The organism is uncultured Caballeronia sp., from assembly GCF_964243625.1.
In the GTDB taxonomy this organism is placed as follows: Bacteria; Pseudomonadota; Gammaproteobacteria; order Burkholderiales; family Burkholderiaceae; genus Caballeronia.
In genome coordinates, this window is sequence record NZ_CAXTGZ010000237.1 from 1 (window position 1) to 8616 (window position 8616).

10 protein-coding genes are annotated in these 8616 nt (G+C 56.0%); 5 read left to right on the forward strand and 5 right to left on the reverse strand.

Translation table 11 applies throughout. From position 1 onward, the window contains the following. The coding region (locus ACFFAR_RS16910) for a GntR family transcriptional regulator (protein ID WP_375508165.1) at nt 1-109 on the reverse strand (109 nt) is incomplete at its 3' end. 525 nt (nt 110-634) lie between these two features. Here ACFFAR_RS16910 and ACFFAR_RS16915 point away from each other — a divergent pair. The 4 genes from ACFFAR_RS16915 to ACFFAR_RS16930 all read left to right on the forward strand — a co-directional run bounded on the left by ACFFAR_RS16915 (nt 635) and on the right by ACFFAR_RS16930 (nt 3207). Then, complete coding sequence (locus ACFFAR_RS16915; protein ID WP_375508161.1) at nt 635-811, forward strand: hypothetical protein; 177 nt, start codon at nt 635-637, stop codon at nt 809-811. Next, nucleotides 808-1641 carry a PhzF family phenazine biosynthesis protein gene (locus ACFFAR_RS16920; protein ID WP_375508162.1) on the forward strand — a complete coding sequence of 278 codons (834 nt, stop codon included), beginning with the start codon at nt 808-810 and terminating at the stop codon, nt 1639-1641. The genes ACFFAR_RS16915 and ACFFAR_RS16920 overlap by 4 nt, the downstream gene beginning before the upstream one ends. Nucleotides 1642-1667: 26 nt before the next feature. Next, entirely contained in the window at nt 1668-2291 is a 624-nt protein-coding gene (locus ACFFAR_RS16925) for a glutathione S-transferase family protein (protein ID WP_062001772.1), read from the forward strand. A 238-nt stretch (nt 2292-2529) separates the two neighbouring features. After that, entirely contained in the window at nt 2530-3207 is a 678-nt protein-coding gene (locus ACFFAR_RS16930; protein ID WP_375508163.1) for a PhzF family phenazine biosynthesis protein, read from the forward strand. Nucleotides 3208-3360: 153 nt separating this feature from the next. Here the strand turns inward: ACFFAR_RS16930 and ACFFAR_RS16935 are convergent, their stop codons facing one another. After that, nucleotides 3361-4374 carry an EamA family transporter gene (locus ACFFAR_RS16935; protein ID WP_174363643.1) on the reverse strand — a complete coding sequence of 338 codons (1014 nt, stop codon included), beginning with the start codon at nt 4372-4374 and terminating at the stop codon, nt 3361-3363. A gap of 31 nt (nt 4375-4405) precedes the next feature. Next, on the reverse strand, nt 4406-5038 hold the full coding sequence (locus tag ACFFAR_RS16940) for a TetR family transcriptional regulator C-terminal domain-containing protein (protein ID WP_174363642.1): 633 nt from the start codon (nt 5036-5038) through the stop codon (nt 4406-4408). A gap of 970 nt (nt 5039-6008) precedes the next feature. On the opposite strand from ACFFAR_RS16940, the gene ACFFAR_RS16945 reads away from it, so the two are divergent. Beyond that, complete coding sequence (locus tag ACFFAR_RS16945; RefSeq protein ID WP_174363645.1) at nt 6009-6650, forward strand: LysE family transporter; 642 nt, start codon at nt 6009-6011, stop codon at nt 6648-6650. A gap of 280 nt (nt 6651-6930) precedes the next feature. On the opposite strand, the gene ACFFAR_RS16950 is transcribed toward ACFFAR_RS16945, so the two are convergent. Together ACFFAR_RS16950 and ACFFAR_RS16955 are read right to left on the reverse strand one after the other, a co-directional pair. Further along, nucleotides 6931-7323, reverse strand: coding sequence for a VOC family protein (locus tag ACFFAR_RS16950; protein WP_174363641.1), 393 nt, complete (start codon nt 7321-7323; stop codon nt 6931-6933). A 427-nt stretch (nt 7324-7750) separates the two neighbouring features. Beyond that, nucleotides 7751-8614 (reverse strand): EamA family transporter, encoded by an 864-nt coding sequence (locus tag ACFFAR_RS16955; protein WP_375508164.1) that lies wholly within the window; start codon nt 8612-8614, stop codon nt 7751-7753. Nucleotides 8615-8616: the final 2 nt, after the last annotated feature.

An 8616-nucleotide genomic window follows, 5' to 3' on the forward strand; every position in this document is an offset into this window, starting at 1 on the left:
CCCGTACCAGGCCCCAGGCCTTCAACTCTTGATAGGCGGCAGTGACGGTGGTACGGCTGACGCCCAGTTCCCCGGCGTAAGAGCGGTCTGATGGCAATTGCGACCCCACTCAGATGCGGCCGGTACGGATTGCGTCAGCGAGGGCCACAGTCAATTGAACGTAGAGTGGCTCGGAAGCGTCGGGATTGGCCTGGAAACCAAGATTGTCCAGCGTTGCAGTCACCGCCATGTCGGGTTCCGTCCGTAGGTCCAATTTCGAATTGGATATTAACATTGGCCGGCAAACCATATAGATTTGCCAGACCTCTACTATGAATGGCCTTCCGCCTGGGATTGCCGCACGCCTGAATACGCTTTTTTGCGCCGGCCAAGCGTCGCTGCGCGAGTGAGCGACCGTACGCACGCTGATCGGTGAGTGCGTCCATATGGTAGGCGTTGGCTTTTGCTGCGCGGAGGTACGATAGTCATTGAAGATGGGGCGGTTGCTTGCTGCTACGGCGGCTTATTGGCTCGGATGGATACGACGATAATCACAGAATTTGCCGCCTGCGATTGCTTGCGCTAAGCGCACGGAGACGCCGCTTTAAAGAAGGCTTGGGAACACACCTTTGACGTGTTCTTCCATGGCCTCAACATGGACGTGGATCGGCTTTCCTCCAAAGGCGTCGTGCCGCGCGACCCTCGGGTAGCGTTGATCGAAGGTCAGGCCGTCGTGCTCGGAGCAAATGCAATGTTGCTGCGCTCGCTCGGCGGACGCGCTTACGGCATGCTGTCTCGCTTGACACATCAGGAAACAGGGAACAACGAATGAATGTCCTCAAGATTGCTGCATTCTCAGACGGGGACGCCGGGGGGAATCCCGCAGGCGTCGTCATTGCCGATGAACTTCCGACGAGTACCGAAATGCAGCGAATCGCAGCGGAAGTTGGATTCTCCGAGACGGTCTTTGCCGCTGAGGCTGGCAGTAGCTGGCGGGTTCGCTACTTTTCACCGGCATCAGAAGTGCCGTTCTGCGGACATGCAACCATCGCCCTCGGCGCGGCGCTGGCACTGAGGCATGGCGACGGTGCATTCGCCCTCGTGCTCAACCACGCTGAGATAACCGTCGAGGCAAGGCTCACCGGCAACCTCATCCTGGCCACCCTGCAATCTCCGCCCACGCGCAGCAGCACGGCGCCGGCCCTGCTCGTCTCCGCGGCGCTGCGTCTGTTCGGCTTCACGGACGACGACCTGGACCCCAGGATCCCGCCCGCCCTCATTCATGCAGGTGCAGATCATCTCGTGCTGATGCTAGAGAGCCGCCGGACATTGGCGGCGATGAAGTACAACTTCGATGCTGGTCGCGAGCTAATGATCCAGGAAGGATGGACAACCGTCCTGCTGGGGCACGCTGAGACACAGCAGCGGTTCAACACGCGCAATGCGTTCGCGTATGGTGGCGTGTACGAAGATCCGGCAACCGGCGCAGCAACGGCTGCTTTCGCCGGGTACCTGCGCGACATCCGGTGGCCGCATGCGGGTGCCATCGAGGTCGTTCAAGGTGAAGACATGGGTATGCGTTCTTGCCTGCGAGCGGAAATCACGCCGGCCTTGGGCAGTTCGATCCGCGTCTCCGGTACCGCGCGGATCATTCCATCCTGAACGGCCATGTTAAAGAGGTGACTACCATGCTCAAAATCTTCGGTAAGTCCTTGTCCATCAACGTGCGCAAAGTGCTCTGGCTGTGTGCCGAGATGGAATTGACTTATGAGCACGAGCAATGGGGTTCAGGTTTCAGGTCGACTGAAGCGCCAGAATTCGTGGCGCTGAATCCCAATGCAATGGTGCCCGTGATCAAGGATGGGTCGTTCGTGCTGTGGGAGTCGAACAGCATCTGCAGATATCTCGCGAGCCGTAACGGCCGAAGCGACCTTCTGCCGACGGATCCTGAAGGTCGGGCGCGCGTCGAGCAATGGATGGACTGGCAGGCCACGGAGTTGAACAACGCGTGGCGCTTTGCCTTCATGGCGCTGGTTCGCAAAAGTCCTGCGCACACCGATCCACACGTGCTTGCTGCGAGCGTCGCCAACTGGAATCGACACATGCGGATGCTCGACGCGCAGCTTGAAAAAACCGGCGCATTCGCAGCGGGTCATGGCTTTACGCTTGCCGACGTGGTGCTGGGACTGTCCACGAACCGGTGGTATATGACGCCAATGGAGCGTCCGGATCTGCCCGCTGTGCACGCCTATTTTGAGCGCTTGAGCCAGCGTCCGGCGTTCCTGCTGCACGGGCGAAATGGCAACCCGTGACGTCTCGCGACATCGCATTTACGACGCTGCGAACGAATCGGTGATTTCACTTCACCGCGTTATACAACTGGATTGATTGAGCACATCTGCGACGTAATGCTTTGTTCCGTTTTTGAGGAATAGCTGCGACGGCATGTGTCATCGAATAGACGGTGTACCCGTCAGGTGCCGGTCAGGTGACGCTTTAGCCACCCTCCATGCTTGATGTGCGCAAATTTCCGACTTTGAAGACGACCTCATGAATGTCCATCGTTTCCTTTGCTTCGGCAGTAATGACGAGAGCGGCAACGCAGCGATCGTAGTCGAGGACTCGCACCTCGCGGCTGAACCGGAACGGCTGAAGTTTGCCAGGCAGCAAGATGCGAACGCTACGGTATCTGTAGAAACCGATGCTGCTGGCGCGCAACTCGATTATTACTACCCGCATACGCGCAGCCCTCTTTGCCTGCATGCGACGCTTGCAGCGAGCGCGGTTTTCTTTGAACGCTACCCAGAACGCTGGCGGACTCAGTTCGTTACAGGCATGCACCGACATGTCCTGGAGGCGGAGCGCTTCGACCATGGTATTTTCGTCGGCGTGAGGGCGCAACCATGTCCGATATTGAGCCAGGCTGTTACCGAAACAGCTCGTTTGCTTCGCGTCGAACCGACGGCTCTGATCGGAATTCCCAGACTTGCATCGGTCGGAAGCACAAAGCTGCTGGTACAGATGAAGGGGCAAATCGCGTTGGATGCCTTAAACCCCGATCTCAAGGCAATTGCCAGTTGGAGCCGCGAACATGGCGTTGCGGGTGTGTTTGCATACTGTCATCACAATAACGATATTTATGCCGGGCGCAATTTCAACCATCTGGAGCCGCATTTGGAAGATGCCGCCACCGGGGTGGCGGCGCGGCGCGCTTGCCTCGGTACTTGAACGGACCATCACGCTGTTACAGGGCGATGCGCTCGGACGTCCGTGTTTGCTCTTGGCTCGCTACGTGGACGGGGCGGTCCAAGTGGGTGGGCGAGCAACCAGAAGCGCGGCCTGACAAGGACAATCCGCAAGTATGGATGCCTTGCAATCGCATCAGCGTGCCGCTTGAGCATGCCGGGCACGGCGCCTCAAATACACATTGTTTAGTATTAGCGCGGCACCGGTCATGCACGCGCCGACGATTTGCATACGACCGGGCAACACGCCTGTAAGAGCCGAGACGGCAAATGTCGTGATGGGCAATACATCCATGAATAACACGCCATTGAGGGGAGTAAGCATCCGGTTGCCGAGGTTCCAGAAGAGGATTGCAACGAAACCCGCAATCGGGCCCATATACAGCAAGTGAGGGGCGATCGCCCATAGCTGTGCAGCCGAAGGTACGGGAACAACGCGCAACGCGAAAAGCAATATGTTAAGGCCGACGATTGTCGCGAGTCCCAGGCATGTCGTCAGCGTTGTGTATTTCAGTGAGGACCAGCTTTTGAAATGCGATGCGCTGAAGGTGTAGATAACCCAGCAGAGTGCACCTATCAGGATTAACGCGTTGGCCGAAAAGTGCTGTGGCTCGCGTAATAAAGCCTCCACGTTTCCCTTTGTAACTACAAGCGAGACGCCCGCAAATGACATTACGATAAACATAAACGAAAACACAGGAGGCTTGCTCTTTCGAACGATTGAATTCAAGAGCAATCCCATCATCGGTTGAGTCGCCATCATGATGGACGCGGTGAGCGCGCCCTCCGGGCCCGCGAGCTGTTGTCCGAGAAAAACGAACGAGCCGAATCCGCAGAAGCCTACCGAACCCAGCAGCCAGGCTAGCGGTAGCGATTCCCCGTCTGCCCGCAAGCCGCCTCTGCCTTCCTTGACCAAAAGCAGCGTCAGAAACGCGGCGCCGGCGATCAGGTAGCGCAGCGAAGTGAACGTGAACGGGTCCACGTGCGTGAGCGCGTCAGTCATGACAGGGAACATGATGCCCATCAATACCGTGGCGGCTACACAGAACAGTACGCCTTTTCGGTAGCCGCCGTAACTCGCGTGGAGGACCGCAGCAGGTGCGGTTTCAAGAGCGGATGACACCGGTAAGAATGGTGCTGGCTTATTCATGACTGATCGTTCCAGAAATGAGAAAAAATTTTTAGATCAGGGCGCGCATTGTCATGTCGACGACCGGGATGAGATCTTTCTCTTTGAAACTCACCTTACCGAGAACTCGAAACCCTTGGATGACACATAATAAAAATGTGCTTACGGAATGCTCATCCAGCGCTGGATTGAATTCGCCAGCCTTCTGACCTCGAATGACGGCAGCAGCCAAATACGTTGCGATCCGACGCAATGTCGTTTCAATGTGCGGACGCAACGCCTCGTCCGCTGGCAGCAGTTCGACGGCTGCGTTCGTAATGAAGCAGCCGTGCCGTCCCGACAACCTCGCAGAGACTTTCGTGTAGTGGAGCAACGCGTGGCGCATGGCTTCGCGCGGAGACCTTCCATCTTCCAGCCTCTCTCTCAAGCGTGATACCGCACCTTCGGCATATTGATCGAAAGCGGCGATTAGAAGGCCATGCTTGTCGCCAAAAGCGCTATAGAGACTGGCTCGAAAGAGGCCGGTAGACTTGCAAAGCGTCTCGATGGAGGTAGCGTGATAACCCTGTTCCCAAAAAACACGGCCGGCCGCTTGTGTCACGTGGTCAATATTGAATTCGCGAGGACGTCCTCGCTCGGGGGAGGCGGAGGAAAGGGGGGCAGGTTTTGAGGGCTTCTTTATCATGGACCGATATTAAGACTAGTCATTCCATAAATCAAGCTTCTTTGGCAGATCTGCATTTGACCCCTGGGGGATCCGGGCGTCTGGTGAATAGTTGCTTCGCGGTGGGCCGATTGACCCTTCCCGGTCGGTCCGAGAACATCGGCGTTGATTCAGTCCGGTCCTTCAACGGGCAGCGCAAATCGTTTCAAATGCCGTCTTAAGGATAGCCTCCATGTTCCCCGATCCTTGGCTAGACCAATGGATGACATTGATAATTGCGCGCGCCGGTGAGCGGCCTATACTTGAGATCGGCTGTGCTAGGGCGACGACACCGCGAGCTTGGGGAAAGCAGGTCTGCGCTTGATAGGCTTTGACCGGTGACGCGCCGCGGTAGTGGCGATCAAAATCAGAGTACCCTCTGCGAGCATTGAACGACGAGGTGTTCGCGATCCACTTCCCCAAGATGCCACAGACCTGGGCGTTGCGTTGGCAAGTCTGTCGCTTCACTATTTCGCTTGGGAAGAAACGGTGTCGATCGTGGATCGTGTGCGATTGGCGCTACGACCAGGTGGGGTACTGCTATGCCGTTTGAACTCTACTGCGGATAAAAATTTGGTGCCGATGGATGCGAAGAAATCGAACTGAATTATTTTCTGGTGAACGGACAGCCGAAGCGATGCTTTGACGAAAGCGCAGTTTGTCGACTCTTCGCGGATGGCTGGAACACGATCGCGTTAGAGCATATTACGATCAACAAATATCATCAACCGAAGGCAGAGTGGGAAGCCATTCTTGAGCGAGTGCAGTCACCGCGTTGGCGGCTCTCCTATGCAAGTGAAAAAAGTGTTAAAGCAAATGCGATTTCTTCATCTGGCAATGCCAGGTGACCAACCAAGCAAGCCGACAACCCGACAAGCCAACTAACAATGTTGCTTGACTTACTTCACCCGATATTGAATTCTCACCGTTAATTCTGAACATCGTGATGATCATGCTCGGCATAAACGCATTTCCGCTATTTGTGGGCGCTGTTACCCTCCTCAATTTCACCCCTGGGCCTGACATGGCCTACGTCGTCGGACACAGTATTGCGCACGGGAGGCGGGCAGGTGTCTTCTCCGCCCTGGGCGTCTCGCTGGGCGGCTGTGTCCACACGATGGCGTGCGCATTCGGTCTGAGCGCGCTACTCGCGGAATCGACATCGGCTTTCGACGTCATCAAATGGGTCGGCGCAATCTATCTGATCTATCTCGGCATTAGTACGCTTTTGATCGGAAGCGACGTGCAAGTCGTCGATCGCGCGCTGCCGCTTCCCCGCGTTTCCCTCGGGGCGTTGTTGTTGCGCGGATTCGTGACTAACGTAACGAATCCGAAGGTAGCTCTCTTTTATATCGCGTTTTTACCCCAGTTTGTTGAAACGAGCAGCCCGCACAAAACCGTCGCATTCTTTGTGCTCGGCAGCGTGATGGTATTGCTGGGATTTCTCAATGATTCCGTGGTGGCATGCTGCGCCGCCATGGTGGCGCATTCCTTCAGAAAGCGATCGACAGTAAGCCGCTGGCTTAACCGCGTCGTCGGAGCGACGTTTGTGGGAATGGGTATTCGCCTTGCCGCAGCAACGTTAAACCATTGACTGTCGGGAAGGCGCAAAAGGGCGACCTTGCAGAACTTCCGCGACTCAATACAAACTAGCGATTGATGAATTTGCAAAGCAGCACGTTTGATCGAGCTACTTTGGAGAGTCAAAGCGAGGGACGCTTGAGTTCATTCCAGCGCTGGACGGAAGGTTTCTTTTACTGATCGTTCACGCCGCCCATTTTTAGGTCTCGCTATAGAGCGCAAGAAAAGCAGAGCGGCGGCGTGTCATGTTGACGGCTGAAGCAGATGTCTTGCACTTGCGTTTCTCGCTACGGCTACATTGCGTCGTGACAACAAACGCAAATCTTGTTTCCGTCCGGGTCTCGAAAGTATGCGCCGTAGTAGTGCGGGTGATACTGGGGCCTCAAGCCGGGTACGCCTTCGCATGAGCCTCCGGTCGCGAGGGCACTGGCGTGCGCGCAATTGACTGCGCTACGATCAGGAGCAAGCAACGCGATCATGTGGCCATTTCCACATCGAGCCGAATCGCCGTCATATGGCCGGCCGATCAGGAACAGAGGACGGTGGGCGGACTCTGCCATCCAGCCCGCCCATGGTTTATCTCTTTCGCAAAACTTTAACTGGAGTCGCAGATCTCCCAGAACTGCCGAGTAAAATGTAAAGGCACGATCAAAGTCGGTAACACCCACAAATACGTGTGAAATCATTGTCATGTTCCTTGCGACAAGCGTTGGTCTCGAACGGCATGATGGCATGCGTATCTAAAGGCCTCAATGTTTTTGCGGCATCCAGAAGCACAAGGGATGCGCTCATCAGTCGTTAGTGAAATGATTATCCGATATTGACCACGATGTGTCGCTCGATGGTGACGGGCGGCAACGGCGCAGTAGTGGTGAGTTAAGCACGCATGGTAGTGGAGAGTTAGTATGCAAACCGAAATTTACGAAAGCTCACCATATTCGTATAACAGTTGGTTGTTGTCAGCATTGGCAGGATGTACAGCTCAACCCGCGCGGCGTCGTAATTTTGGCGCTCCGTGCTGCGATTCCGGTGTTTCGTCCCACACGCTCGACCCAGTGCGGTCGCTTGCCATGCGAACTTGGATGTTTCAACAGGGCTTTGGCAGGCATTGCGTCACGGACGAATCTGCCGACTAATCAGAACGGCGCTCAACCGCCGTCCGTAAAGGCCTGTCACGAGCCCGAGCACGATAAACAGCATTGCCAGCAACTTCGTTACGCCGATATGTTCGCTGAACACGATCATCGACCCGAGCATGCCAAAGATGGGAACCAGCAGCGACAATGGCGCGACTGTCGAAACCGGATATTTCTTCAGCAGGGAATTCCAGATCCAGTAGCCGAACAGCGTGGTTGGGTAGACCTGGAAAAAGATCGAAAAAATCGCCCTGCCGTCGATTCGTGCGAAGGTCTGGACATAGGCCGCGGTGCCATGGTCGACCCAGGCGATCAGGAATAACGGAATTGGCGAAAACAGACTTGACCACACCAGAAACGCCAGCACCTCGTTTGTACCGGATTTCTTGATCACGATGTTCGCGACGCTCCATGAGGCCGCGCCGGCAATAATCAAAACAATGCCAGCAAATGTCGCGCTGCCGTCAGTGAGCGTGACCACGCAAGCCAGGCCAAGCGACGCGAGTAGTAAGCCGGCGCACTGAAACTTCGATATAGATTCACGGAACGTCGCGGCACCGAGCAGGATAGAAAAGAATGCGCTCATCTGCAGGAGCAGCGAGGCGATGCCGGCCGACAATCCTGCCTCGATGCTCAGGTTAACGACCCCCCACAAACCGACGCCAAACACCAGTCCATAAGAGATAAGGTAGGAGAGCTTCACTTTCGGCCGGCGGATGAAAAACACTGCTGGCAGTGCGCATAACGTGAAGCGGATGCCCGCGAGCACGAACGGATCGACAGACTTCAGCCCGAGTTTGATGATCGAGAAGTTCAGTCCCCAGATCGCAGTGACGAGCACCG